This window comes from Cellulosilyticum sp. I15G10I2 (genome assembly GCF_900095725.1).
In the GTDB taxonomy this organism is placed as follows: domain Bacteria; phylum Bacillota; class Clostridia; order Lachnospirales; family Cellulosilyticaceae; genus FMMP01.
Genome location: NZ_FMMP01000006.1, coordinates 176,442 through 202,326, shown reverse-complemented (window position 1 = coordinate 202,326; position 25,885 = coordinate 176,442). Strand labels below are relative to the sequence as shown.

22 protein-coding genes are annotated in these 25,885 nt (G+C 35.0%); 4 read left to right on the top strand and 18 right to left on the bottom strand.

Translation table 11 applies throughout. From position 1 onward, the window contains the following. Positions 1–43: 43 nt before the first annotated feature. Positions 44–1,243, bottom strand: coding sequence for a chromate efflux transporter (gene chrA, locus BN3326_RS01000; RefSeq protein WP_069997257.1), 1,200 nt, complete (start codon positions 1,241–1,243; stop codon positions 44–46). A gap of 377 nt (positions 1,244–1,620) precedes the next feature. Between chrA and BN3326_RS00995 the strand changes: the two genes are divergently transcribed. Together BN3326_RS00995 and BN3326_RS00990 are read left to right on the top strand one after the other, a co-directional pair. After that, positions 1,621–2,151 (top strand): TetR/AcrR family transcriptional regulator, encoded by a 531-nt coding sequence (locus BN3326_RS00995; protein ID WP_069998379.1) that lies wholly within the window; start codon positions 1,621–1,623, stop codon positions 2,149–2,151. Beyond that, positions 2,121–3,638: a phytoene desaturase family protein gene (locus tag BN3326_RS00990; RefSeq protein ID WP_242875915.1), complete on the top strand. Its 1,518-nt coding sequence runs from the start codon at positions 2,121–2,123 to the stop codon at positions 3,636–3,638. Before BN3326_RS00995 ends, BN3326_RS00990 begins: the two co-directional genes overlap by 31 nt. A gap of 75 nt (positions 3,639–3,713) precedes the next feature. Here BN3326_RS00990 and BN3326_RS00985 read toward each other — a convergent pair whose 3' ends face one another. The 16 genes from BN3326_RS00985 to BN3326_RS00915 form a co-directional block, all read right to left on the bottom strand. After that, the gene (locus BN3326_RS00985; RefSeq protein WP_069997255.1) at positions 3,714–4,355 is read right to left on the bottom strand and encodes an amino acid ABC transporter permease; all 642 of its coding nucleotides are present in this window, start codon (positions 4,353–4,355) and stop codon (positions 3,714–3,716) included. Positions 4,356–4,358: 3 nt separating this feature from the next. Then, positions 4,359–5,087: an amino acid ABC transporter permease gene (locus BN3326_RS00980; protein ID WP_069997254.1), complete on the bottom strand. Its 729-nt coding sequence runs from the start codon at positions 5,085–5,087 to the stop codon at positions 4,359–4,361. After that, a complete protein-coding gene (locus tag BN3326_RS00975) occupies positions 5,087–5,890 on the bottom strand; it encodes a transporter substrate-binding domain-containing protein (protein WP_069997253.1) in 804 nt (267 codons plus the stop codon). The genes BN3326_RS00980 and BN3326_RS00975 overlap by 1 nt, the downstream gene beginning before the upstream one ends. Positions 5,891–5,907: 17 nt before the next feature. After that, positions 5,908–6,633: an amino acid ABC transporter ATP-binding protein gene (locus tag BN3326_RS00970; RefSeq protein ID WP_069997252.1), complete on the bottom strand. Its 726-nt coding sequence runs from the start codon at positions 6,631–6,633 to the stop codon at positions 5,908–5,910. 382 nt (positions 6,634–7,015) lie between these two features. After that, positions 7,016–7,168, bottom strand: coding sequence for a FeoB-associated Cys-rich membrane protein (locus BN3326_RS21585; RefSeq protein ID WP_074463571.1), 153 nt, complete (start codon positions 7,166–7,168; stop codon positions 7,016–7,018). 9 nt (positions 7,169–7,177) lie between these two features. After that, complete coding sequence (gene feoB / locus BN3326_RS00965) at positions 7,178–9,178, bottom strand: ferrous iron transport protein B (RefSeq protein WP_069998378.1); 2,001 nt, start codon at positions 9,176–9,178, stop codon at positions 7,178–7,180. Between the two features lie 145 nt (positions 9,179–9,323). Then, positions 9,324–9,611, bottom strand: a complete 288-nt coding sequence (locus BN3326_RS00960; RefSeq protein WP_330389559.1) for a FeoA family protein — start codon at positions 9,609–9,611, stop codon at positions 9,324–9,326. Positions 9,612–10,054: 443 nt separating this feature from the next. Next, positions 10,055–12,190 carry a Tex family protein gene (locus BN3326_RS00955; RefSeq protein ID WP_069997251.1) on the bottom strand — a complete coding sequence of 712 codons (2,136 nt, stop codon included), beginning with the start codon at positions 12,188–12,190 and terminating at the stop codon, positions 10,055–10,057. Positions 12,191–12,218: 28 nt separating this feature from the next. Continuing rightward, positions 12,219–13,757 (bottom strand): sensor histidine kinase, encoded by a 1,539-nt coding sequence (locus tag BN3326_RS00950; RefSeq protein WP_207646295.1) that lies wholly within the window; start codon positions 13,755–13,757, stop codon positions 12,219–12,221. A gap of 28 nt (positions 13,758–13,785) precedes the next feature. Then, on the bottom strand, positions 13,786–15,375 hold the full coding sequence (locus BN3326_RS00945; RefSeq protein WP_069997249.1) for a sensor histidine kinase: 1,590 nt from the start codon (positions 15,373–15,375) through the stop codon (positions 13,786–13,788). Between the two features lie 296 nt (positions 15,376–15,671). Further along, complete coding sequence (gene thrB / locus BN3326_RS00940) at positions 15,672–16,580, bottom strand: homoserine kinase (RefSeq protein ID WP_069997248.1); 909 nt, start codon at positions 16,578–16,580, stop codon at positions 15,672–15,674. Positions 16,581–16,780: 200 nt separating this feature from the next. Beyond that, positions 16,781–17,989 (bottom strand): aspartate kinase, encoded by a 1,209-nt coding sequence (locus BN3326_RS00935; protein WP_069997247.1) that lies wholly within the window; start codon positions 17,987–17,989, stop codon positions 16,781–16,783. Between the two features lie 89 nt (positions 17,990–18,078). Beyond that, a complete protein-coding gene (locus BN3326_RS00930; protein ID WP_069997246.1) occupies positions 18,079–19,290 on the bottom strand; it encodes a cofactor-independent phosphoglycerate mutase in 1,212 nt (403 codons plus the stop codon). Between the two features lie 10 nt (positions 19,291–19,300). Beyond that, entirely contained in the window at positions 19,301–20,515 is a 1,215-nt protein-coding gene (locus BN3326_RS00925; RefSeq protein ID WP_069997245.1) for a homoserine dehydrogenase, read from the bottom strand. A gap of 42 nt (positions 20,516–20,557) precedes the next feature. Beyond that, complete coding sequence (locus BN3326_RS00920) at positions 20,558–21,001, bottom strand: ACT domain-containing protein (protein ID WP_069997244.1); 444 nt, start codon at positions 20,999–21,001, stop codon at positions 20,558–20,560. Between the two features lie 261 nt (positions 21,002–21,262). Then, on the bottom strand, positions 21,263–22,699 hold the full coding sequence (locus BN3326_RS00915) for an N-acetylmuramoyl-L-alanine amidase (protein WP_069997243.1): 1,437 nt from the start codon (positions 22,697–22,699) through the stop codon (positions 21,263–21,265). Between the two features lie 206 nt (positions 22,700–22,905). On the opposite strand from BN3326_RS00915, the gene BN3326_RS00910 reads away from it, so the two are divergent. Then, positions 22,906–23,856 carry a glycosyltransferase family 2 protein gene (locus BN3326_RS00910; RefSeq protein ID WP_069997242.1) on the top strand — a complete coding sequence of 317 codons (951 nt, stop codon included), beginning with the start codon at positions 22,906–22,908 and terminating at the stop codon, positions 23,854–23,856. Between the two features lie 40 nt (positions 23,857–23,896). On the opposite strand, the gene BN3326_RS00905 is transcribed toward BN3326_RS00910, so the two are convergent. Then, a complete protein-coding gene (locus BN3326_RS00905; RefSeq protein WP_069997241.1) occupies positions 23,897–24,283 on the bottom strand; it encodes a VOC family protein in 387 nt (128 codons plus the stop codon). Positions 24,284–24,571: 288 nt separating this feature from the next. On the opposite strand from BN3326_RS00905, the gene BN3326_RS00900 reads away from it, so the two are divergent. Next, a complete protein-coding gene (locus BN3326_RS00900) occupies positions 24,572–25,666 on the top strand; it encodes a BMP family lipoprotein (protein ID WP_069997240.1) in 1,095 nt (364 codons plus the stop codon). Positions 25,667–25,885 lie beyond the last annotated feature (219 nt).

Here is a 25,885-nt window from a genome sequence, read left to right as displayed (position 1 = left end):
CTTAGGGTGCAAATCACTTAAACAGTATTTTTTATCACTATTTTTATATAACAAATCCTGCAATTAAAACTATTAATACGATCAATGGTGCCGGTAGCTTTTTTGTCAGTAATAATCCCGCCGTAAGCAGTGTAACCACTATATTATCTATTACAAAGCCACTCTTTTTCATTACAATGATTGCAGCTACGGTAATTAACCCACCAGCCACGGCGTTAATACCTTTTAAAGAAACTTTTATCCCTTTAATTTTTTTTAGGTTTTCCCATATCGGATAAATAAAATAAATTAGTAGAAGTCCTGGCAAAAAAATGCCTATCCCTCCTGCAACAGCACCTACTACTTGTGTTAATGCAGTACTACCCCTAGCAGCCATTCCCCCTGCATAAGCACTAAAACTAAACATCGGTCCTGGCAGTCCCTGTACAAGTCCATATCCAGTCAAAAATTCTTGATTGGTCATAAACTGATTCACTTCTACCAGCTCACTATGCATGACAGGTACCACCACCTGCCCGCCGCCAAAAACCAAGTACCCATAACGATAAAAACTCTCAAATAAATGCACAATGCGGTTATCCCATGTAACGCTCAGAACAATACTGCCTATCGTAAAAACCCCAAAAGCAATAAGATAGGGCCAAGGCGGATTCAATTTTACACGGTGCCATAGATTCTCCTCTTTTGAGGTCATAATACTCACTATTCCCCCTACGATTAGAACGAGTGGAAAGATCCAAGGCTCTCGTATAAAGTAAGTCGTTATGCCTCCTAGAAGTAATAACAACATAGTAATCTTATCAGTTACTACTTTGCGGCCAATGTGAAATGCCGCTACAATGATAAAACCAACAGCCATTGGACCAATATACCGAAGTCCATCTTGAGATATATTCATCCCCTGTAAGAATTGGTACAAAAACGAAAGCAGTGTCATCACCGTAAGTACTGGAAGCGCCCATACTAGCATGGTTAAAAAGGCTAACAATGGTCCGCCCGTTTTATAACCAATAGCTACAATTGTTTGTGTACTGGTGGGTCCTGGCAAAATACTGCACAAAGCAATAAGTTCAACGAGTTCTTCTTCACTAAGATAGTCTTTCTTGATAACCATTTGATCTGTAAAAACACCATAATGTGCTTCTGGTCCTCCATAAGCTCCCAAAGAGCACATTAATACATCTTTTAAAAAAGCTATCCACCGCACCCTGTTTTGACTTTCCAAGTTTTCTTTACCTTTCAAAATAAAATCCTCCTTTTCATTACTGGAATTGTTATTCTCCTAAAAATAGTGTCATTTCATATTTAAATATTCTTGCAACTAGTCACACTATAACAGTTTAATATCAATTATCGATATCGGTTTTCTATATTTAAATTATATAGGCACTAGGGGTAGAAAAGCAAGATTAAATTTCAAGGAAATTTCTACCAGACTTTACCTATTAGCTTCACTGCAGTCTAGCAGTGGTTTTAAACAATTAAAAAATACTAATAATATTGCACAGCATTGACAAAATACGTTTTACCCTTTATTATATTGAATATAAATTCAATGAACCGAGGTTCAACAAGTTGACTACACGATCAGAGCAGAAAGAAAAAAGACGACAGGATATTATGGATATCGGCTTAGACTTATTTATACGAAGGGGTTTTGTGTCTACGAAAATCAGTGATATAGCTAAACAAGCAAAAATGAGCGTCGGTCTTATGTTTCACTATTTCGAATCAAAAGAACAGCTTTATGAGGAACTTATAAAAGTGGGCATGTCAGGTCCACAAATGATTATGTCAGGTGACCACAGCGATCCACTTACCTTTTTTGAAAATGCTGCAAAACAGATTTTGGAATATGCCACCAGTGAGTCGTCTGTTGCAAAAATGTTTGTACTAATGCGTCAAGCGGGATATAACGATGCTGCACCCGATTCTGTAAAGGCAATTCTCAAAAGCGATAATACGCTTATACTCTCAGCAGCACTCATTGAAAAAGGACAGCAAGACGGAACCCTGCGAGAAGGTAATGCTTTGGCCCTCGCACTTGCCTATTGGTCCGCTATACAAGGGGTTTGTGAAGCGCTTGCACTTAACCCTAATACACCTTGTCCCGCAAGCGATTGGATTGTCGATATCATAAGGAGGCGATAGATATGAAAAAAGTTGTTGTTATCGGTGCCGGCATTGCCGGACTATCAGCAGGCATTTATGCACTGCAAAGCGGTTTTGATGTTACCATACTGGAGCAGCATACCATCCCCGGCGGTAACTGCACAAGCTGGAAGCGAAATGGCTATTTGTTTGAAGGTGGTCTGCACTGGCTTACCGGGTCCTCACAAAATACTCCGTTACATCAAGTATGGCTCAATATAGGGGCGTTAACCGACGATACCGCCATACATCTAAAGGACATTTTGTACACTTATTACTACAATGGACAGGAGGTCTACCTGTACCGCGATCTAGATAAACTGGAGAAACATTGGTCGACCCTTTCACCAGAAGATGCACCAGCTGTTCAATCATTATGTAGGGATATTAAACTGTTTGGTAAGGTTGGTATGCCCGTACAAGACATCAAGGGCGTTAAGGTACAGATCAAAAATAAAATGTCTTTATCCATGCTGTTTACACTTATCCCTCTTTTCTCTAAGCTGCGCAAGTATGAGAGTCTCTCAGTAAGGGAATTGAGTGAAAAGTTTAAGCACCCCGCTATCCGTACACTGCTTCAGAATATTGTTGGCGAAAACTTAACAGCTTCCGCTCTATTATTCACCCTAGGATGCTTTAGTTCTGGAGACGGCGGTTATGTAGAAGGTGGCTCGTTGCGTATGGCGCTTAATATCGCCAAACGTTTTACAGATTTAGGCGGTAACATTCAGTATACATCACGCGCAGAAAAAGTAATTCTTGCAGAGGGCAAAGCCGTGGGTGTACTGACAAAAGGGCAAATCATCCCAGCAGATGCTGTTATTGTAGCAACTGATACAGTTCGTGCTATTGACAATCTTTTTGATACGCCGCTGCACGAGCCATGGATGGACCAAATGCGCAGCAACGTTAAGTTTATGGCAGATACTTTTATCTGTCTAGGTGTAGAAGCCGATTTATCTAATTTGCCAGAAAATATGTTGTTTTCCTTAGAACAGCCGCTTTCTATTGCCGGCCAAAAACATTCTATTTTTGCATTACACAACTATGCAGCCTATGAGGGCTATGCCCCTAAAGACTGCAGTGCACTAACTACAATTTTTATGGGAGATACGTATAGCTATTGGAAGACACAAAAAGAGAATGGCACATACGAGACCGAAAAACAAAAAGTGGCAGAAGAAGTAATCCGTCTTCTTGAACAAAAACTTCCCCAAACAGCCGGCAAAGTTTCCGTTGTCAATGTAGCTACCCCTCTCACTTATGAGCGCTATTGCGACACTTACCACGGTTCATGGATGACACTTATGGAAAAAGGCGATAAAATGACCACTTACCCGTCTGTTTCAGAAAGTATTCACAATCTCTATTTTGCTGGCCAAAGAATTCAAACACCTGGTGGACTTCCTGTTGCTGCTCATACAGGCCGTAAGGCCATACAATATCTTTGCAAAGACACTAATACTGTGTTCCAAGGACAGCTATAACTTCGAAAAAGACTGTTATACAACTAACTTAATTTAGTAGTATAACAGTCTTTTTATTTAGATAAACATGTTGTTTCATGACGTTGCAAACTTAAATTGCTGAGATCTAATAATACTTGATAAAATAAAATTAATCACAAAATAAGTAAGACTTAAAATAATAAAAAGCATGAATACTTGATCAGATGTTACAAAACTTCCCATAAGGATCATCCCTCTGCCGGTGAGCTCCTCAATACCTGTTGCCCAAAGAAAAGAAGTGTCTTTGATAACTGTTACAAACTGTGAAAGCAGAGATGGCATCATATTTCGGATAGCCTGCGGCAGTATAATATGTGCCAATACCTGCACTTCACTAAAGCCCTGAGAATAAGCTGCTTCATACTGACCTACCTTTATAGAATTAAGTCCTCCTCTTACAATTTCCGCTATAATAGAAGCTGTAAAAAGTGTCAATGCCAATATGCCGCTGTTTACGGCTCCAATACGTACTAAAAATCGCATAGCGAGTATCCATAAGAGTAAAGGGGTATTTCTAAAAAGTTCTATATAGATAACACTGATTTTATTTAAAACTTTAATAGAACTATTTCTCATAACTGCTAAAACAACCCCCAGTGCTAAACTTAATACAATGGTTATAACCGCAATATAAAGTGTTAAACCAAGGCCATTTAGCAGGAATTTTATATTTACAGGTGTTAAAATACTACGCATCCGTTATCTCTCCTCTCCTACTAACACATATTCTTTTGTGCACGACTTACTTGTGCGACTTTTGGAATTTTCTTTACTAGCCAGTTCTAATCGTTTAGCTAATCGGGTTAGAGGATAACATAGGCAAAAATACAAGACACCTGTTGCTACATAAGCTGGCCCCCAATAAAGATTACCGCTTGACCACGAATCCGCATGATACATCAGGTCGCCTCCTGCAATAATTGCAAGTACAGAGGAATTTTTAATCAAATTGACAGAAACATTAGTTAAAGGTGGCAAGATAATCCGTCTTGCCTGTGGCAAGATAATAAAAAACATGGCTTCCCAATAAGTAAAACCTTGAGAATATGCTGCTTCCATCTGACCTTTAGGAATAGAATTAATCCCTGATTTAACAACTTCTGCAACATAGGCTCCTTGATAAATACCTAATCCTAAGAAACCTATAATAAATACTGGCAATACAATACCTATATAAGGGAGTCCATTGTACCAAAAGAAGATCTGAATAAGCAAAGGTGTATTTTGGATAAGCTCTACATAGCTCCTACTTATTGTTTTCAAAAAACTACTTTTTGAAGTAGAAAAAATACCAAAAATAGTCCCTAATAACAGCGCTAATAGCAGCGCTGTTATAGAAACACTTAATGTAGTAAGTAATCCATCTTTAAAGATAGACCAATCCAAAAATAGAGCTTTCCACTTTAAGAGTGAAAAAGGACCATTCATTATTTAATACCCCATTTTTCAATTAAACTATCTAGTTCACCGTTTGATTTCATTTCACTGATTAAATCATCTACTACCTTTGCTAAATCTGTATTTGATTTTTTGCTTGCAACACCATATTCCTGTGGACTAAATCTGTCTGCAAGAATCTCTGAATTCTCATCAAGATAACCGTTTAATATTGCAGCATCTACTGAAAAAGCATCTACTCTTCCTGACTCAAGTGCTGCTTTAATCTCTGGATAACTTGCATACTCTGAGAATTTAACGCTGATGCCTTGTTCTACGGCTGCTTCTTCTAAAGCTTTTTTGCTTGTAGCACTCTGAGCAACCCCTATAGCTTTGCCATCTAAATCTTTATAGCTTGTAAACCCTTTATCTTTTTTAACAAGTAAAGCAACACCGTCTACAAAATAAGGTTGTGAAAAGTTATAACTTTCTTTTCTTTCTTCTGTAATCGTAAAGGTTGCTATGACTAAGTCTAGTTCGCCACTGTCAAGAAGAGGCCCCCTTGTCTTAGCTGTAACAGCTTGAAATTCTATTTTATTCTCGTCACCTAATATTTCTTTAGCTATTGCTTTAGCTATATCGATCTCCATACCTTCAATAACTTGAGTCTCAGGATTCTTATAACCAAACTTAGGCACATCTACTTTAACCCCTACTTTAAGTACTCCTTTGTCTTTAATTTTTTGAATATTTGGAGTTGCTTCTGTTGACGCTGTTGGTGCAGTCCCTCCACCACTACATCCAGTAAATGCAGTCATAAGTACTAAGCTTAACACTAATACAAATTTTTTCATTTTTTATTCCTCCTTGTTTATTTTAAAATTTTACTTAAAAAACTTTTTGTTCTTGGATGAGTAGGTGCATTAAAGAAATGTTCTGGTTTGCCTTCTTCTAAAATTTCTCCCTCATCCATAAAAATAACTCTGTCAGCCACTTCTCTTGCAAATCCCATTTCATGTGTTACAACAATCATCGTAATTTTTTCATGAGATAAATTGACCATAACATCTAAAACTTCTTGGATTACTTCTGGATCAAGTGCTGATGTAGGTTCATCAAACAGCATGATTTTAGGGTGCATATTAAGAGCCCTTGCAATAGCCACCCTCTGTTGCTGTCCACCAGAAAGTTGTGCTGGGTACGCATGCGCTTTTTCCTGTAATCCTACCTTATCCAAATATTCCAAAGCCGTTTTTTGTGCTTCCTCTTTTTTTACCTTTAAAATTTTAATAGGTGCTAATGTGCAATTTTCTAACACCGTCATATGAGGATAAAGATTAAATTGTTGGAAAACCATAGCTGCTGATTCTCTAACTTCCCTTATAGGTGCCTTTTTAGCAGTTATTTCAATATTATTTACTGTGATACTTCCTGCTGATGGCTTCTCAAGATAATTGATACATCTAATTAAGGTGCTTTTACCTGAGCCGCTTGGCCCTATAACAACTAATTTTTCCCCCTCTCTTACCGTTAAATTTATATTTTTTAAAACATGTAATTTACCAAAATGCTTATCTACGTTTTTAAGTTCTATCATTCTACTCCCCCTCCTTAGCATTTTTAGTCTCAAAGATTGTTTTTAACTATTCTCAGCAACACCAAAAGAGGTATAGCACATTATAAAACGCCCTTGACACAGGGTCCATTTTATTAAGACTAATACCTCTTTGTATTATTTTATATTTAGTTAAACATAAATATCGCGCTTTGTATAATTATAATATAAGATTCATTTAATTACAAACATTTTTTTACTAAACATACTATACTTTCTCAATACTTTTTTATCCTATTATTCGCCCTACTTATTGCTACAAATAGTTCCATTCTTGGTCACTTCTTTATTTAGCTTTTTTGATATAGATTCATAAAAAACCTGAATAAAAATTTATTCAGGTTTTTTCTTTATATTTATTAGACTACTTTGGCGTGTTACAACCACAGTTGTTTTTGCTTGTTCCACTGGATGGACACCCAATACACTTGGAGCCTTTCTTCTTTTCAATTATAATTTTCGCAATTGAAGCTCCTACTATTGCTAATATAACCAAACTTACAATTATATTTGACATAAATCCCTCCTAAGCACTTAATGCAACTTTACTTTCTGACATTTTGTCACCTTTTTTCACTAGATATATTACACAACCGACTAATCCTGTTACAACAATCAACCCTGGGATGAAACCAGTACCGAAAGTACCTGTTGTGATCAAAGATCCTACTTGATAAGTAATAAATGCAAGACTATAGCCCATACCAAATTGTAATGCAATGCCACTCCATAACCACTTCTTATTCTCCATTTCAGCATTCATGGCACCAATAGCCGCAAAACAAGGTGGCGTAAATAAATTAAACATTAAGTATGCGAGTGCCGTTACAGCAGTTAACCCCATGATACTTGCAACACTTGCTCCATCAGATACTAGCGCAAGTTCTTCAGTATCAATAAAGTTTGTCATTGAGTATACAACTGCTAAGGTACCAACAACATTTTCTTTAGCAATAAAGCCAGTAATGGCTGCTGCAGCTAATTGCCATACACCAAAACCTAATGGCACTAATAAAAGAGCAAATGGCGATGCAATACTTGCTAGAATACTTGTGTTTTCTGCACCCTCAGCAATAACCTCGAATTGCCAGTTAAATGTTTGCATGATTTGCACGATAGCGTTACAAAGAAGTATGATAGTACCTGCCTTAATAATAAAAGCTTTACCTCTTGAAAACATAGTTATAGTAGCTCTTTTAATACTTGGAATTCTATATTCTGGCAATTCCATAATGAAAAATGATTTTGACTGTGTTTCACCAGTTATTCTTACGATCAACAAAGCTGCCACAATGATAATGGCAATACCCACAAAGTACATAGTAGTACCTACCCATGCTGCATCATCAAAGAAAGCTCCTGCAAATAATGCGATAACGGGTAGCTTAGCCCCACATGGCATAAAAGGTGTTAACATCGCAGTAGTTCTTCTTTGTCTTTCATTTTTAATTGTCCGCGTTGCCATAACCCCTGGAATAGCACAACCCGTTCCAATAATCATAGGGATAATTGATTTACCTGATAAACCTACCCTCTTGAAGAAACGATCCATAACAACAGCTACACGAGCCATATAGCCACAGTCTTCTAATAATGCTAGTATGAAAAATAATACCATTATAAGTGGTAAGAAACCAAGAACAGCCCCAACACCACCAATAATACCATCTAATAAAATTGCAGCAAGTACAGGTGATGTTGCGTCTCCTAATAATCCTTCTACCCACCCATAGAGTAAATCAATCCAACCAACAAGTATATCTGCTAGAAGCGGTCCTAAATGGGTTTGTGAAATTGAGAAAACCGCCCACATAATTAATGCGAAGATCGGAATACCTAACCACTTATGAGCTAAAATTCTATCCGCCGCATCCTGTTTAGTTTGACTATTACTGCTTATCGTTCTATCCTCTACCTTTGAAACAATTCCTTTGATAAACTCATAGCGTTTTTTGTCTGAAGCCTCAACAGAGTTTTTATCTGCCATATTTACACCTTTACTATTAAATGGTGCAGTTTGAGTCTCATCCTTCCTCTCTACTACTTGAGAGATAAGTTTTTCTAAGCCATTGTCACTTCCTTTTGTTGATACCGTTTCAATAACAGGACATCCTAGTAGTCTAGATAAACTATCTACATCTATCGTTGTTTTTTTCTTCTTGGTTAAGTCGCTCTTATTTAAGGCAACCACAACGGGTATCTCTAATTCAAGAAGTTGAGTTGTAAAAAATAAGCTTCTACTTAAGTTAGTAGCGTCAACGATATTAATAATAACATCTGGATTTTCATTTTTAACGAAACTACTTGTGATACTCTCTTCTGAAGTGAATGGCGACATTGAATATGCCCCCGGAAGGTCTACAGCTGTAATTTGGACATTTGTCCTAATAAGACTTTTCTTAATCTCACCTTCCTTTTTCTCAATCGTTACACCAGCCCAGTTCCCAACACGTTCAATTTTGCCTGTTAGTGCATTAAATAACGTTGTTTTTCCACTGTTAGGATTTCCTGTTAGTGCTACTTTCATATTTCTCTCCATATTCATCAATACTTGCCTCCTTAATTCCTTTAATTTTGTTAGCCCCAGCTAACTTTTTGGCAGTAAAATTTTATGCAGTTTGTAAAATCATATGTAAATGTTAATCTTAGTTAACTTTATTACCAAACAAAAGTTATATAATAATAGCTTCAGCCAAATCATTATCAATGCTATATCTTGCATCCTTTACGGTAATGACATAATTCTCAGCAAGTACAGATATCACTGTTACTGATTCGCCCTCATAACAGCCTAATGTAAACAAAAAATTCTTAAGTTCTTCATCATTTGTCTTAATATCTTTGATAGTATATTCCGTATTAAGCCTTCCTTGTGCTAGATTCATCACTGGCCCACCCACTGCTTTCTCTGTTTTACTTAAAGTTCGAGTCATAGACCTACTTCCTATGATATTATCCATAGCTACACCTCCAAAGTTTGTATTATTTATCAATATCTATATTGTTATTATGTAAGTATGCTTAAATAGCTTCTATCATATCATCACTTAACACATGCTCCAGTATACATGTATTTCTATCAACTTTCAATCCCAATTGATTGGATTTAACGTTTGATAATGATTATCATTCTTCTATAATATATCATATGTGTTTTCTTAGAGCAATAGATTTTAAATAATTTGTTACTATTTTTAATATACTTAACTGAATTTTCCCATAGGCTAATTATTTGAAATATCCTACCTTTAGTATTTTTATTGTTTTCTTGAAATCTTTTTTAAATAATCAAAGCCTTAGAGTGACTAATCTAAGGCTTCATGTGACTATAATTATTTACTTAACTTCTCTTTAAACTCATATATGGTGTTTGAGAAAATTTCTAGCCAAAAATATGCTGAAATTAAAGTTTCATACTTAGTGCAACCTTATTCTTTTCAGTATCTACAGAAAGAATTACCACATCTACAATGTCCCCAACTTTGACCACTTCCAGCGGATGCTTAATAAATTTATAGCTCATCTGAGAGATATGCACCAAGCCATCATGATGCACCCCTATATCTACGAAGGCTCCAAAGTCTACAATGTTTCTAACTGTACCTTTTAGCTTCATCCCCTCTTTTAAATCCTTGATATCAAGTACTTCGCTATGCAAGATCGGCTTTGGCATATCCTCACGGGGATCTCTACCTGGTTTCTCAAGCTCCTCAATTATATCTAAAAGTGTAGGCACTCCTGTCCCTAATTTTTGTGCCAATACTTCTGCATCTCCTACCTTACTTCGAATATCCTTAAAGTTTTTATTTTTAAGATCCTCCTTAGAGTATCCAAGTTCGTCAAGAAGCTTATTCGCAACATCATAAGACTCCGGATGTACCCCTGTTGCATCTAAAAAATTTTTGCCCTCTATAATTCTTAAAAAACCAGCACATTGCTCAAACACTTTAGGTCCTAAGCCTTTTACTTTTTTAATATCCTGTCTCTTAGTAAACTTACCATTTTCTTCTCTATAAAGAATAATATTTTGTGAAACTGTTTTTTTAATACCTGCTACGTATTGAAGTAGTGAAGCTGAAGCCGTATTAATATCTACACCGACTTCATTAACTGCGCCTTCTACTACGCCGCCTAAAGTGGTTTCTAGCCGTTTCTGATTCATATCATGCTGATATTGTCCTACACCTATTGCCTTAGGGTCTATTTTAACAAGTTCAGCCAGCGGATCCTGAAGTCTTCTTGCAATAGAAACCGCACTTCTAACCCCTACATCATCATTTGGAAACTCTTCACTAGCAAGCTTTGATGCTGAATACACCGAAGCTCCTGCTTCATTTACTATGACATAATGTATTGGGCGGCCTATTTCTTTAAGTAAATCAGCTGCAAACTTTTCTGTTTCTCTGGAAGCTGTGCCATTCCCTATAGACAGTAGGTCAACATGATAGGTTTCTATAAGCTTCTTAAGTTCTGCTTTTGCTTCCTCTACCTTATTTTGAGGCGGCGTCGGATAAACCACTGTTTTACTTAGTTTTTTACCTGTTGCATCAACTACAGCAATCTTACATCCCGTTCGGTAAGCTGGATCTATGCCCATGACATGATGTCCCTTAATAGGGGCCTGCATCAGTAATTGATAGAGATTTTTCTTAAATACTTCCAGCGCACCGTCTTCTGCACGCTCAGTAAGTTCATTACGAATATCTCTTTCTACAGCAGGAGCGATAAGTCTTTTATAACTGTCTGCTATGGTCTCTTCAAGCAGCGTCCTTGTTGTACTTTCTTTAAGAATAATATGCTTTTCGAGATAATTTACGATCTCCTCAATAGGTACTTCTATTTTTACACTAAGTATCTTTTCATTTTCTCCTCTGTTAATAGCAAGAATTCTATGACCTGGAAGCGTACTTACTTTTTCACTAAAATTATAATACATATCGTAAACCGTCTGCTCTTTCTCATCTTTTGCCTTTGAAACAATCATTCCTTGTTTAAAGGTTATCTTTCTAATATAGCCTCTGTACGACGCATTATCTGATATTTCTTCAGCCAGAATATCTTTAGCGCCCTCTAATGCTGCTTTTATGTCTTCTACACCTTTATCTGCATTAATGAAGGTCTGCGCTATGGTTTCTATATCTTTTTCTTTTTGCTGCATTATGATGATCGCCAGCGGCTCTAGTCCCTTCTCTTTTGCAATGGTTGCTCTTGTTCTTTTTTTAGGTCTGTAAGGCAAATAAAGATCTTCAAGCTGAGTCATAGTTGCAGAGGTTTCTATAGCACGCTTAAGTTCATCCGTTAACTTACCCTGCTCTTCGATACTTTTTATAATCTGTTCTTGACGTGCTTCTAGATTTTGAAGATATGTGAATCTTTCTCCAAAGTTACGCAGTACTTCATCATTCAGTCCACCTGTAAGTTCCTTTCTATATCTTGCTATAAAAGGAATGGTATTGCCTTCCTCTATGAGTTTGATAGTATTTTCTACCTGGCTTTTTTTTATATTAAGTTCGTCTTGTAAAATTTTTACGATATCCATTTTTTCTCCTTAGTATCTTATTTTTTTATTAAAAATCGGCATACTGTACCTTGATTCTGCCAAGCAGCATGTCAATATTTTCTTCATAGTCAATCACTTGAATCTGACTCTCTTCTAAAAATGGCTTATGTTCAAGTTGTATATAGACAACTGTCTCATTCTCCTGATTATAAAGGAGTCGAAGCTTTGCCTGATGCAGTTTAAGCACTTTATTAATAAACTCAAATGAAGCCATTTCATTAATATTATGACTGCTATAGTAGTTTTCCTCGTCACTGCAATAATACTTAGGAAGCTCAGTATAAGGGCTTCTTATACTAATCTCTGCTTGATTACTTGTCATTTTTATATCGATGTAAATAGTTGGCTCCTTTTTTTGATAATGCATTAAAAGTACAATGATATTTAAAATAGTACGTTGAATAAGTTCTTCATCAATGTAAACTTTTACTTCTTCTTCCTCAGTATCAAATAGGATATGCCACTCAGGATTATATCTTAGAAGTGCCATAGCCGTATTCTCAGCAACCGTTACAAGATTATAAGCACTATATTTTGGCTGAAGATGTCCTTCTGCAAGTTTATTATTATCAATAATCTGGGTAATCAACCTAGTTGCCTGATAACATACTTTTTTAATATGCTGTACCCCCTTGATTAAGGCCTCGTCATTTGCTTTGCTAAAATCCAGATTAAGTATATCCGCTGCACTTTGAATAACATTAATAGGTGTTTTTAATTCATGAGAGAGATTAATAATACTGTTTCTATCTCTTTCATTATCGTCTAACTGATCCTTCGTCACTTGGATAGACTGTACCAGTTCATGCCAAGGAAATAAAACTCTTTCATAAAAAATAGCAGCTACTAAATAATAAGTATATATAAACCTTAGCAGTATGATTATAAAATAATCGATAGGAAAAGTAACATTCATATAAAAAATAGAAACAACATGATAACTGCACTTAAATCCTAAAAATAAATACATGCGCCATATAATCTTCTTATCAAATTTGCCTACTAAATGATAATTTAAGTGACACGCCCATAAAATAAGTCCTATAACCATTCCCTCTATAAAATATATTTGTAATTGAAGCTGTTCCATAGAGCTATCCAGTAGTTTTGAGAAAATAGAGGTATAAATCATCATAGCAAAAAACAGCAACCTCACAAAATATACTTTTGTCTGATTAAATTCTTTATCTAGGTAACGGTAGGCTGCCAGCAAACAACTGATTTCAAAAATATCCAGCCCTAATCTAAAATTAATGTATAACTGGTCAACCTCAAGCCCATAATGATTTCTTATCATCATCAGAATAATAATGGAAATAGCTATATATCTATAGATTATAGCAAGAAACTTAAAAGTATTATTGGTGCTTTTACCCACACTATTTTTCATAAGCATAGTAGCTCCTATGCTCATTATTGCTATAAAAATATTCATTGTATATTTAAAAAAAGAGAAATCTAATTGTCCCATAACAAGATACATGAGTAAAATAACACCTATAACAAATGCACCCAGTATACCAATATCTTTTTTAACTTCTTTCATAATCCACATAGTTTTCACCACTATTATATTATATTTTCAGATCTGAAAATTCAACTTTAATTTTATCCTGTAATGCTTCTTTTTTAGTATCTGCATAATGAGAACACTCTATGTTCATCCCTTTATATTCTGGAAACTGCATACTAATCGTCGTGCCATAGTTTACTTTACTTATAACCGAAATTGTTCCTTTATGGGCTTCTACGAGCGACTTCACAATCGGCAGTCCAAGTCCGCTCCCTTCCTTTTTTCGAGTTGTCTGAGCGTCTCCTCTTTCAAATCGGTTAAAAATAGTACTCAGCTTATGACTCGGAATGCCAAGCCCGGTGTCTTTAACACAAAGATACACATTATCTTTTCTAGTATTAATATAAAGATATACTTTGCCGTTTTCTTTATTGTATTTAATGGCATTAGATAGCAGATTAAGCATAATTCTTTCTATAAAATCTATATCTATATAACAATAAATTTTATGTTTTTCTCGAATGAATTCAATCTGAACATGCATAGCGCTTGCGTAAGGTTCTATGGAGTCAATAATCTGCTGTATAAGTTCTGCAATATCTACAAGAACAAAATACGGTAACAGTACACCAGTTTCTATCTGGTTAAGGGCCTTAATATTATGAGCTAACTTTTCAAGCCTGTAGCCATTTTGTTTAATCATCTTTACATACTTAAGTTTTTTATCCTCATAATTTGTTTCAACTTTTTCTTGAAGATTTTGAGCAGCTTCATCAATTTGTTTCACATACTCTTGCAGCTTCTCGGATACCAAAATTAATATGTTTTTTTGTTTGGTATCCTCTATCAGCTTTTTTTTCTTCCCTTTTAAGTCCTTATCTTTACTCTTCCAAATAATATGCAGTGTATCATGATAAACAAAGAGAAAGACATTGACATAAATGATTACTTTAAGTATCGCTAAAAATGAGTCATAAACTAAATCAGTCCATTGATATAAGATTATATAAACGCCCTGATAAATCCCCTGCAAGGCTAAAACAAGTAAAAATCTATATACATTTGTACTATGGGGCTGATCAGCATTATTATAGCAAAAAACCATAGCGCAGCTAGTTATAATAAACAGTAATACTCTCATACTTATAACACTCATATCTTTCAAGTTATCGCTTATAAAAACAACTTCTGAAAAGTCTACTCTGTAACTTACTGCTATAGCCCCTATAAGTATCCCCAGACTAAGCATCATATACTTCTTAATATTTGTCATATGACTAACGTATCTAATGCCTGCAAGAAGACAAATAATCTCCAATAAATCTATCATAAATTGTGCTTTTTCGTTAGCATAAAGACCTTGTATTTGCATATGCACAAATACATTATGATAAAATTTTAAAATAAGCAGTACAGAAATGGCTGCATACCCTACACCTATCATATTGGCTTTGTTATTTTGTTTGTTATCTAAGTGGCTGAATACTACAAATAATCCCGACATACTTGATAAGATCATAAGCGCTGTACAAAGATTAATCCATATTGATTGTTTAAATACAGTATCCAAATTAAACGTTGCGATACCTATTATGATAATCATTTCTAAAGCTTGTTTAAGGGTTTTTATAATGATTTCTTTAATTACCATATGAATCTCCTCATACCTATAGAGAAACAACTTTACAACTTAAGTTATTCATATGATTAAAGTTGTTTCTCAGAATGATTTCACATCAAACAAGTTCCTGAATAAGTTAACCTTTAAAATGCGAAATCTATGTATTAAATAAATTATACTACTATTTATGTAACTCTTCAAATCATTAAATTTTAAATCTAATTTACAGAGTTATTTACATCTATAAATAAACTTATACTTTTTTGAGTTAAAAATGTCCTAAAAGATAGATTTTCTTATCTTTTAGGACATTTGAAAGACTAAGACTAATATTTAAGTTCTTCATTAATCCAAACTTTAGCCCCTTCATTATCAACCTGCAGCATCTGAACCTGCCAGTCATCATCTAGTGAGTTTAAATATTCTGCAATTTCTTTCCTAAACGCCACCACATTTTTAATTACTGCAATAAGGGTAGGTCCAGCCCCGCTTAGAAAGGCACCTTTAGCGCCATAGCACTTAGCCTGATTAATTATCTCAAACATATTAGGTATAAGCTTCGCCCTATAAGGCTCATGCAGGCGATCTTCCATGGCCAAACTTAAATTATCTATATCGCCTGTAATCATCGATGCTGCAAGAAGTGCCGCCCTAGATGAATTAAATACTGCGTCTTCTAAGGGTACCTCTTTTGGCAGAACACTTCTCGCAAGTTCCGTTGATAATATAAAGTCCGGTATCATCACTGCAAAGTGTATGTTTTCAGCAACATTAATTTTTACATACTTCATATCATTGGCATTCATTGCCCCAATCGTCATCCCACCTAGGAGGGCTGGTGTAGTATTATCTGGATGCCCCTCAATCTGGGCTGCCATTTGAACAAGCTCTTCTTTTGAAAAAAAACTTTGACTAAGTGCATTGCCAATATGCAGTCCTGCAACAATACAAGCCGCACTGCTCCCAAGTCCTCTGGTATGAGGAATACTGTCTTGCTGTATAATCCTTACACCTGGCATAGGTTTTCTAATATTATTATAAAAATGTTTTATAGTTGTATAAATAAGATTTGTTTCATCAGTAGGTATCTGGGTGCTCCCTTGCTGAATAACAATTTCAAAGCCTTGTTCAATTTCCTCTGCATAGACAATATTATACATACTAAGTGCCATGCCTATGCTATCAAAACCTGGTCCCATATTTGCTGTTGTAGCTGGTACTTTTACTTTAATCATAATGTGTAGATCTGCTCCTTTCTTGATGTATATAGAGAAACAACACATAAACTTGAATTATTCATCACTATAAAATTGTTTCTCAGAATGATTTCACATCACATATTATCATGAATAATTATAATTTAAAGATGTGAAATCTATAGAGAAGTACAAAAGGTGAGAGATATTTTTATCACTCACCTTTTGTCATGCATTACTTAATCAGCTAAATCAAATTTGCCATGTATAGCATTCATTGCTCTATGCATTTCTTTTTTATCTATAAGAATAGAAATTTTAATTTCTGAAGTAGAAATCATATGAATGTTAATACCACAATCATACATTGCTTCAAACATCTTAGAAGCTACACCAGTATTTGCTACCATTCCAGCACCTACAACTGATACTTTTGCTAAATTTTCATTGTAATCTACACTCTTTGCGCCCCAACGCTGCATATTTTGTTCAATAACTTCTTTTGCATCTGAAAGGGTTGTATCTGGTATTGTAAATGAAATATCTTTTGTATTATCACGTCCAATGGACTGTAAAATAATATCTACATTGATATTTTTCTTTGCAAGTGTTGCAAATATATCAAATGCCTTTCCAGGCGTATCTGCTAATCCTATTAAAGATACACGTGCAATCTCATCATCACCTGCTACCCCGCTAATTAACATCTCTTCCATTTTACATGCCTCCTTAACTACTGTTCCTTCTGCATTTGTTAAACTTGATCTTACTACTAATTCTACATTGTATTTTTTAGCTAATTCAACTGATCTATTATGAAGTACTTTTGCTCCTAATGACGCAAGTTCTAACATTTCATTATAAGTAATTTCGTCTAATTTCTTTGCATCTTTTACTACTCTTGGATCAGCTGTATAAACACCGTCAACATCAGTATAGATTTCGCACTGATCTGCATTAAGGGCTGCTGCAATAGCCACTGCCGTTGTATCAGATCCGCCTCTTCCTAAAGTCGTTATATCATCAAAGCGATTCATACCTTGAAAACCAGTTACCAGAACGATATTTCTTCTATCTAATTCTCTTCTTATTCTATCTGGTTTAATTCTTTTAAGTCTGGCGTTGCTATATGCTGAAGTTGTGATCATCCCTACTTGATAGGCATTTAAAGAAACACAAGGATATCCGAGTTCTGAAAGTGCCATAGCCATTAGTGCTACAGATTGTTGTTCGCCTGTTGAAAGAAGCATATCCATCTCACGTTTAGGCGGATTTTTGCTGATTTCTTTTGCTTTTGCAATAAGGTCATCTGTTGTATCCCCTTGTGCTGAAAGAACTACAATAACATCATTTCCTTTTTTATAAGTCTCAGCAACTCTTTTGGCTACATTATATACTCTTTCTGCATTTGCAACAGAGCTTCCTCCAAATTTTTGTACAATTAACACGTTTTTTCCTCCTCTAACAATTCTTAGTGTAATCTAAATATAATAATAGTAATCATATACCTGTTTATCCAAAACTCACTGTTTACTTATTATTTAAGAAATACATCCATTAATGTATGCCCTTTTTTAATATAATAATCTGTGTTCTTTGCGAAATGTTCTGTATATCGATTATCTTTATTAATCAGTGCACTGCCACTTTGATAAATCATATATGGGACAGGATCTCCCGTGTGTGTTCTGAGTCTTAGTGGCGTTGGATGGTCAGGCACCACCAACATCTTATACGCTATAGACTTATTATCCATTGCCTCTATAATAGGCGTAATGATTTTTTGGTCTATGTATTCAATCGCTTTAATTTTATTCTCTAATTCATTTCTGTGTCCGCATTCGTCGGGTCCTTCTAAATGCACATAGACAAAATCTTTATCTTCCTCAATAAGCCACTTAATAGCTGCATCTGCTTTCCCTTTATAGTTCGTATGCACATTACCCGTAGCCCCTTCAACATCTATTGATGTCATACCAGCTCCAATCCCGATTCCCTTTATAAGATCCACAGCGGATATAACAGCGCCTTCGACTTGATACTTTTCCTTAAATAAAGGCAGCTGTGGCTTAGTGCCTTCTCCCCATATCCAAATGCTATTAGCAGGTCTTAACCCTTTTTTCCTTCTTGCTTCATTAATCGGATGGTGGTTAAGAATAGTATAGCTCTTTTTCATAAGTTCCCAAATCAAGTCACTATTTATACCTTCTGGCTTATAATTTCCAATACGCTGATCTAAAATATCGTGGGGCGGTATAAGCTTGACTTGTGTACTGCCCTGATCCCAGACAAGCAAATGTCTGTAGCTTACTCCTGGATAAAATTTTCTAATTTCATCCCCTAACGCTTCTTCAATGGCTAGCAGCAACTCATTTGCTTCTTCTGTCGTAATCTCATCTGCACTATGATCTAAAATAATTTTATCTTCATAGTCCCCTTCTTCACTTAATGTCACTACATTGGTTCTAAAAGTAACATCTGTATCCTTTAAGTTTACGCCCATGCTGAGTGCTTCTAGAGGACTTCTCCCAAAGTAAAATACCGTTGGATCATAACCTAATACTGAAAGATTGGCTGTATCACTACCTTTTGCACAGCCATCTGGTATGGTTTTTACCATACCTATGGTGCTGTAGGGAGCAAGCTGATCTATCATCTTAGTCTTTGCATATTCTAAAGGTGTAACATCACCCAGTGCCTTTATCGGTTCATCAGCTGCCCCATCTATAAGTACAACTATATACTTCATCTTATCGCCTCTACTTATCTATACGTATTTTATTTAGGATAACTAAATCAGATAATTCACTCATCTTTTCTGTAAAGTTTGCTTCTGTATCAACATTTGTAATAAAAGCATATTCACCCTGAAGTGATGGAACCTCTTCTATTTCATTAAATACTTCTTTGATAATATCATCCATACGCTCGCTATGTTTTTTAAGTCTTATAAAATATTTAACCTTAACTTGCTCTTTGTCCTTAAGTTCAATTTTTTCTTTGTTCCAGAAAGATATAATATTGGTACCTGTATGTTTTGCTGCATCTACAATATCTGCAACCATGGCACTAGCTGTAGGAAGCTTACCTGCACCTCTTCCATAGAACATGACATCCCCAATAACATTGCCTTTAACAAAAATACCATTGAATACATCACTTACCATGGCAAGCGGATGGCTTTTTGCAATAAGCATAGGTGATACTCTTGCAAAGATACTAGCATCTTGTTTTTGACATGTTGCAAGCAGTTTAATAACATATCCCATATTATCTGCATAAACCATATCTTCTGTCGTGATCTTTGTAATCCCCTCAGTAGGGATGTCCTGGAAACTCACATGTTCCCCAAATGCAAGGGAAGAGAGGATAGCGATTTTACGGCATGCATCATAGCCTTCTACATCAGCTTCAGGGTTTTTTTCTGCATAACCAAGCGCCTGAGCTTCTTTTAAGACATCTTCAAAAGCTTTACCTTCTTGCTGCATCTTAGTAAGAATAAAATTTGTTGTGCCGTTAAGTATACCTGTAATTTCAAAAATCTCATCAGCCGTAAGTGACTGATTTAGCGGTCTTATAATAGGAATACCTCCGCCTACGCTAGCTTCAAACAAAAAGTTCACTTTGTTGCTTCTAGCTATTTCTAGGAGTTCTGCCCCATGTAGTGCAACAAGTTCTTTATTAGAAGTAATATAGCTCTTTCCTTTTAACAAACTTGTTTTAGCATATGTATACGCAGGTTCTATACCTCCCATTGCTTCTACTACGATTGCTATTTCCTTGTCATTTGCAATAATATCAAAATCTTTAATAACCAGTTTACTAATTGCTTCGCCTTCAAAACTTCTAATATCTAATATATATTTTATCTCTATGGGCTGGCCTGCTCTTTTGGCTATGCTTTCTTTATTTTCATTAATGACTTCTACAACGCCTTGGCCAACTGTTCCAAGTCCTAGTAATGCAATTTTCATATAATTACCTCCAATAATATCATGATCTGACTTCATATCATACTATTCTCTAGCCAGTATTTTTATTTGCTGTACGCCTCTTAATGTTTCTAATTCATTAATGAATTCTTCTATATTCATAATCATATTCGCTGTCTGCATACATAAATTGATAATAGCTATGCCATTCATGGGAACCATTTGGTTGATCGTCAAAACATTTCCTCCCACACTGGCAATATGATTAAGAACATCCGATAATATTCCTGGTTCATCTTGCAAATGGATCAGCATAGTAATTGCTTGCCCATTGCCTTTATCATAAAAAGGGAAAATAGAATCTTTATATTTATAAAAAGAACTCCTGCTAATCCCTATTTGTTCTGTAGCTTCTTGTACGGTCAACATAGTATTTTTTTCTAATAGTTTTTTCGCTTCTACTACTTTTAAAAAAATTTCTGGCAGTACATCTTTACCAATCACATAGAACTGATGTTTTTCTTTCATAATATTCTCCTTGTTCGCTTGTCGTGAACATTTGTTTCCCGCAAACATACTATATCATAATATTTTTTTCTTTTCAAGTTTATGTATTGTTATTTCAAGCTTTTTTATAGTTTTGTATAAATTTATAGATATTTTTCTCAAATATGCAGACAATATTTCTACTAAAATAAAACAAAATGGCACTTAATATAAGTGCCATTTTGTTTTATTTTAGTAGATTCGGTTAGTGAATGCTATAACTTGATATTTAAACAGTGTAAGTTATTGCATAAGATGATAGCCACTCTCAAAATACGCCATAATAGAATCATAAATAATTTGAGCCAAACGCGGCGAAAAATCAGGCTGTGTTAATTTATCCAAATCTTGTACATTTGACATAAACCCTATTTCAAGTAAAACAGCTGGCATAGTTGTATTTTTAAGTACAAAAAGGCCATTACCTGCTTTTGCTTTTCTATCTGTCATCCCTAACCCTTGCACCATATTCGCCTGAATCATTTTTGCAAAATACTCGGATCTTGGGTCATCCGGATTGCTGAAATAGAAAGTTTCAGTCCCATTAACCGCAGGGTTATTAATTGAGTTATTATGAATACTTACGAAAAGATGTGCCCCAATTTCATTTGACCATATGGCTCTTTCTTGTAAACTAGGTTTTACATCCGTTTCCCGAGTCATGTAAACTTTAAGATGAGGATTATTAAGAAGTAATTGGTAAACATCCATCGCGTAACGTATATTCAGTTCTTTCTCCATAATACCTGACGCCGATCTGGCTCCTGGATCACTCCCGCCATGTCCTGCATCTATAACAACTATCTGGCTGTATTTTTCACTTGGCTTTACAAATTGTATATGTATTTGATTACCTACTTCATAAATATTAACTGCACTTATTGTAAACGTATCTATAATGAGTTGTGTTCCTCCATTATAACTAACACTTACATTTTTGATACGTCCCTCCTGACTGACTAAATGGCCTTCATAAAAAAAGTCTGAGTAATCTCCATTTAAGTTCACAATTATTTTTCTTTCTCTAAATAAATCAATAACTGATATATCATTAATAGACAGACGTGATGGTTTTTCGAGTATCAATGTGTTTTCATTATGTACATAACTAATATTATTTAATGTGTTTTCTAAGTTTTGTGTAGGCGGAGTCTGTTCCACTGGTATGGCTTCTTCTGGAATAGGTAAGGTTTCTTTCGGAACAGTCACTGGTTTGTCTATTAAGACATTTCTCGTTTCACCTTGCCATATTACACCGTATCCTAGCTGTTCACTGATAAAACGAATAGGGATCATCAGCTTGTCATTAATAATTTTAGGAGGCATGTCCAAAAGTTTAATCTGTCCATTTACAAAAGCTTCTGGCGCATTAACTTCTAAAACTAATAATGAGGTCTGATCATACACATAAACTTTTTCTTCATCTGCTTTCCACTCCACAGTTGCACCCATCGGTTCAAATACCTCTCTGGCTGGCACTAAGACACGCTCACCTAGTTGTATAGGCGGCATAATTGTTGTTGCAATAGGTTGATTATTTATATAAAGGTTAATAGGCAGCAAATCATAAGGATGTGTTTTCCCATCATATGTAAGTTTTATAGGCTCTGCATGTACAATAGTATGTGCTGTACAAAAAATAAAGATTGCTGCAAGAGCTTTTTTGAGTTTAGAATTCATCACTTTCCTCCTTGTTCCTTTTCATATAAGTTACTCTATGTGTATTATACCAGAAAAAAATACCTATTACAAAATAAACTTCCATATTTTTGTATAAAATACGTTTTTTTTCAGTATCTCTATTACACAGTATGATCGTTTAATATTCAATAATTATGGCTATAATCTAACTATTATGAATACACTCTGAAAGGTTATTAAACGTTATGAAAAAAATAAGCGTTGTCATTCCTATGTATTCCGAAGAGGCTATGGTTATGCCTTGCTATGAAAAGTTATCTCTTATAATGCATGATATTACACTATATGCTTATGAACTTATTTTTGTAAATGATGGCAGCACAGATAATACTTTGCCGCTTCTTGAAGCTCTCTGCCTAAAAGATAACCATGTTAAAGTCATAAGCTTATCCAGAAACTTTGGACATCAGGCTGCTGTTACTTGTGGTATTACTTATGCCATAGGCGATGCAATTATCATTATAGATGCGGATCTTCAAGATCCCCCTGAGCTTATTTGCAATATGATAACCTTTTGGGAATCAGGCTATGATGTTGTCTATGGCCGAAGACAAAAGCGCAGTGGTGAAACATTATTTAAGCGTCTTAGTGCAAAAATATTTTACAGGTTTTTAAACTATCTCTCAGATATAAATATTCCTTTAGATACTGGTGACTTTAGGCTAATTGATAAAAAAGTAGCCCTCATTCTTATTCATCTGCCTGAGCATAATAGATTTCTAAGAGGACTTATTCCCTGGTGTGGCTTTAAGCAGATACCGCTCGCCTATGAAAGGCAGCCTAGATTTGCTGGTAAAACTAAATACCCTTTTAAAAAAATGATCCAATTTGCTATAGATGGTATTATCGCATTTTCTTCTAAACCACTAAGACTCATTATGAAACTTGGTATATTTGCTGTAATGATTGCACTTCTAATATTTTTATATTATTTTACAGCCCTTATATCCCCTCATATTATAGTTATTCCTGATTTTGCCTGGCTTATTATTATCATTTCTTTTTTTGGAGGGGTTCAGCTTGTCGCTATAGGCGTATTAGGGGAATATATTGGTCGCATGTATGATGAAAGCAAAAATAGACCTCTTTATATTGTAGATAAAACGTTTAACACCTCCCCCAAAAAAACATTTTAAAAGGACAGCTTGCTTATTAAGCTGTCCTTTTAAAATGTTTTTATATATTTGCATAAATCTCATGAATATTGCCATCTGGGTCCCCAAATAAAGCAGCTATTTGGTGAGGACTAGTATAGACAGGTGGCTGGATGCCTGCTCCACCCTCTTTAATAGCTTTGTCATATATATACTGTATCTCTGCTTCATTATCACACATAAAGCTTATTTGAAAACTTTGTCCTTGCCGTACTGATCCATAATCTTTACTGTACTCTTTCATAAGTTCTCTTTCGCAAATCGCCAGACAAATCCCCTTATCTTCAAACTCTACGTATTTCTCTAAATCCTGCTTGATTGCAATTCCCAAGACATTTGTATAAAACTTTTTCATACTGTTAACATTCTCTGTCCAAATTGTTGTTAAACCAAGTCGAATACTGCTCATCATGCGCCATCCCCTTATTCATTATAATTTCCCCTGTAAAATAATGTATATTTCACATTTTCTATTATAGCACTAAATTAATATCCTTTTTTGATTAAAAAACAAGATTAAATTTTAAATTTATATTATTAATTTAAAATCTTTTTAATAATCTATTATTAAATTTTCAAAATAAATTATTTAGAGATTGAAATTAATCTTAAAATTTAATATGATAGATGAGTAGTATGCAAATGCGTATTATAGCATAGAATACTACCTATAAACTTTGAATGGTGGTGAAATAAAATGAAAAAGAAACATTTAGCGGTAGTTCTTTGCAGTGCCCTAGTAATAAGTTTATTTACTGGCTGTGCAGCACCCAAACAGCAAACAAACAGTAAGTTTGAACCACTTAAAACCGATCTTAAAGTAGGTATGGTAACTGATGCTGGCACAATTGATGACAAATCCTTTAATCAGGGAACTTGGGAAGGCGTTCAAGGCTCAGGTGCAAACTCTAAATACTTAAAGCCAACCGGAACTACTGAAGCAGATTACTTAAAAGAAATAACAAATCTTTATGACGCTGGTTATAAATTCATTGTAACGCCAGGCTTTAAATTTGAAACAGCTATTTTCCAAGCACAAGATCGTTATACGGATGCAAAATTTGTACTTATTGATGGCTATCCTCACACAGGAGATTATACACCTGTTGTAAAAGAAAACACTGTTTCTATCTTTTTTGCTGAACATGAATCTGGCTTTTTAGCTGGTGTTGCATCAGCACTTCAAGTTAAAGATGGCAATTTTGGTTTTATTGGCGGAATGGAAATTCCAGCTGTTCAAAAATTCAACTGGGGCTTCCAGCAAGGTATCCAGTATGCTAATGAAAATTTAGGCACTTCTATTACAGTAAAAGAAGAAAATGTCGTTTATCAAGGTTCATTTGATAATGTAGCTGCGGGACAACAACTTGCGGCTCAAATGTATGATAAAGGCGTAAAAGCTATCTTTACAGCAGCTGGCGGAGTTGGTGTAGGGGCTATTACAGAAGCCAAAGAACGTGCTGCAAGCGGACAGGACGTTTGGGTAATTGGTGTAGATGTTGACCAATATGCAGAAGGTCTTGATGAAAAAACCGGTAAATCCATTATTCTTACATCTGCTATGAAATATATTGATGTCGCAGCCTATGATATGATCAAGGCTGAAACTGAAGGAACTTTCCCTGGTGGTGAGATACTTACATTTGATGCTAAAAATAATGGTATTGGTATTCCTGAAACTAATCCTAACCTCAGTAGTGATACTATCTCAAAAACAAATGATATTTTTGAGAAAATAAAATCTGGTGACATTATTGTAGCTAGTGAAAATGACGGCACACTTATTAAATAATCTTATAAATACGCTTATTACTTTATAAAATGATTTATATTAAAAAAAGACGGAATTCCGTCTTTTTTTAATATAATATCTAATAAATTAAAGGAAATGTTATATAATACATAGAGAAACAACATATAAACTTGATTTATTCATTACTATAATGTTGTTTCATAGAATGATTTCACATCAAATAACATCGTGAATAAGTCAGCCTTTAAAATGTGAAAT

Bases quoted from the DNA above. Each gene is read 5' to 3' on its own strand.
- BN3326_RS00995 (WP_069998379.1), top strand. From the start codon at position 1,621: ATGGATATCGGCTTAGACTTATTTATACGAAGGGGTTTTGTGTCTACG.
- BN3326_RS00985 (WP_069997255.1), bottom strand. From the start codon at position 4,355: ATGCGTAGTATTTTAACACCTGTAAATATAAAATTCCTGCTAAATGGC.
- BN3326_RS00980 (WP_069997254.1), bottom strand. From the start codon at position 5,087: ATGAATGGTCCTTTTTCACTCTTAAAGTGGAAAGCTCTATTTTTGGAT.
- BN3326_RS00975 (WP_069997253.1), bottom strand. From the start codon at position 5,890: ATGAAAAAATTTGTATTAGTGTTAAGCTTAGTACTTATGACTGCATTT.
- BN3326_RS00970 (WP_069997252.1), bottom strand. From the start codon at position 6,633: ATGATAGAACTTAAAAACGTAGATAAGCATTTTGGTAAATTACATGTT.
- BN3326_RS21585 (WP_074463571.1), bottom strand. From the start codon at position 7,168: ATGTCAAATATAATTGTAAGTTTGGTTATATTAGCAATAGTAGGAGCT.
- feoB (WP_069998378.1), bottom strand. From the start codon at position 9,178: ATGAAAGTAGCACTAACAGGAAATCCTAACAGTGGAAAAACAACGTTA.
- BN3326_RS00960 (WP_330389559.1), bottom strand. From the start codon at position 9,611: ATGGATAATATCATAGGAAGTAGGTCTATGACTCGAACTTTAAGTAAA.
- BN3326_RS00955 (WP_069997251.1), bottom strand. From the start codon at position 12,190: ATGGATATCGTAAAAATTTTACAAGACGAACTTAATATAAAAAAAAGC.
- BN3326_RS00950 (WP_207646295.1), bottom strand. From the start codon at position 13,757: ATGAAAGAAGTTAAAAAAGATATTGGTATACTGGGTGCATTTGTTATA.
- BN3326_RS00945 (WP_069997249.1), bottom strand. From the start codon at position 15,375: ATGGTAATTAAAGAAATCATTATAAAAACCCTTAAACAAGCTTTAGAA.
- thrB (WP_069997248.1), bottom strand. From the start codon at position 16,580: ATGATTAAAGTAAAAGTACCAGCTACAACAGCAAATATGGGACCAGGT.
- BN3326_RS00930 (WP_069997246.1), bottom strand. From the start codon at position 19,290: ATGAAGTATATAGTTGTACTTATAGATGGGGCAGCTGATGAACCGATA.
- BN3326_RS00925 (WP_069997245.1), bottom strand. From the start codon at position 20,515: ATGAAAATTGCATTACTAGGACTTGGAACAGTTGGCCAAGGCGTTGTA.
- BN3326_RS00920 (WP_069997244.1), bottom strand. From the start codon at position 21,001: ATGAAAGAAAAACATCAGTTCTATGTGATTGGTAAAGATGTACTGCCA.
- BN3326_RS00915 (WP_069997243.1), bottom strand. From the start codon at position 22,699: ATGAATTCTAAACTCAAAAAAGCTCTTGCAGCAATCTTTATTTTTTGT.
- BN3326_RS00910 (WP_069997242.1), top strand. From the start codon at position 22,906: ATGAAAAAAATAAGCGTTGTCATTCCTATGTATTCCGAAGAGGCTATG.
- BN3326_RS00905 (WP_069997241.1), bottom strand. From the start codon at position 24,283: ATGAGCAGTATTCGACTTGGTTTAACAACAATTTGGACAGAGAATGTT.
- BN3326_RS00900 (WP_069997240.1), top strand. From the start codon at position 24,572: ATGAAAAAGAAACATTTAGCGGTAGTTCTTTGCAGTGCCCTAGTAATA.